The 1,278-nt window shown below is 45.8% G+C and carries 1 protein-coding gene; it reads right to left on the reverse strand.

The features are described from left to right. Positions 1-208: 208 nt before the first annotated feature. A partial coding sequence (locus AB4496_RS20210; protein WP_372131749.1) for an NAD(P)/FAD-dependent oxidoreductase occupies positions 209-1,278 on the reverse strand: 1,070 nt, incomplete at its 5' end.

Raw genomic sequence — 1,278 nt, forward strand, 5'->3', positions numbered from 1 at the left:
GTCAGTCTAGGGAATGACGAAGATAGCCACATTATCCAATCAGCTCATGATGTAGAACCTGACTTTAAAAAGTCGTCATCCTCAAGAGCGAGGGACGAGCGAGTTGGGGATCTCTTACAAGCATGACGACCATCTTTTCTTCAGACATTAAAAAGCCGCTGACGAATCAGCGGCTTTTAAAAACATTAGCGAGTGGCTAAAAAAAGAATTACTTCTTCTTTTTCACTGCTTTCTTATTTGGAAGGTCAGTGATTGAACCTTCGAATACTTCCGCAGCAAGACCAACAGACTCGTGTAGAGTTGGGTGAGCGTGGATAGTCAGTGCGATATCTTCTGCATCGCAACCCATTTCGATTGCTAGGCCGATTTCGCCAAGAAGTTCACCACCGTTAGTACCAACAACAGCACCACCGATTACACGATGAGTCTCTTTATCGAAGATCATCTTAGTCATACCGTCAGCACAGTCTGAAGCGATTGCACGACCAGAAGCAGCCCAAGGGAAAGTAGCAACTTCGTAGTTCAGGCCTTCCGCTTTCGCTTCTTTCTCAGTCTTACCTACCCAAGCTACTTCTGGCTCAGTGTACGCAATTGATGGAATTACTTTAGGATCGAAGTAGTGCTTCTTACCAGAGATAACTTCAGCAGCTACGTGACCTTCATGCACACCTTTGTGAGCAAGCATTGGTTGACCAACAACATCACCGATCGCGTGGATGTGAGGAACGTTAGTACGCATTTGCTTATCAACGTTGATGAAACCGCGCTCATCAACTTCGATACCCGCTTTTTCAGCGTCGATAAGTGCACCGTTTGGAACACGACCGATAGCAACAAGAACAGCATCGTAGCGCTCAGCTTCTGCTGGTGCTTTCTTGCCTTCCATTGAAACGTAGATACCGTCTTCTTTCGCTTCAACCGCTGTCACTTTAGTTTCAAGCATTAGCTTGAACTTATCTTTAATGCGCTTAGTGAATACTTTAACGATGTCTTTATCCGCAGCAGGGATAACTTGATCGAACATCTCAACAACTTCAACTTTAGAACCTAGAGAGTGGTAAACCGTACCCATCTCAAGACCGATGATACCACCGCCCATGATAAGCAGTTTTTCTGGCACTTCGTTTAGCTCTAGTGCATCCGTAGAGTCCCAAATACGTGGGTCTTCATGTGGGATGAACGGAAGTTTGATTGGGCGAGAACCCGCAGCAATGATTGCGTTGTCGAAGTTAACTGTCGTTGCTTCGCCTTCGCCTTCAACAAGAATGCTGTTAGGAC

Origin of the sequence: Vibrio sp. 10N.222.46.A1 (genome assembly GCF_041473595.1) — a bacterium.
In the GTDB taxonomy this organism is placed as follows: Bacteria; Pseudomonadota; Gammaproteobacteria; order Enterobacterales; family Vibrionaceae; genus Vibrio; species Vibrio tasmaniensis_A.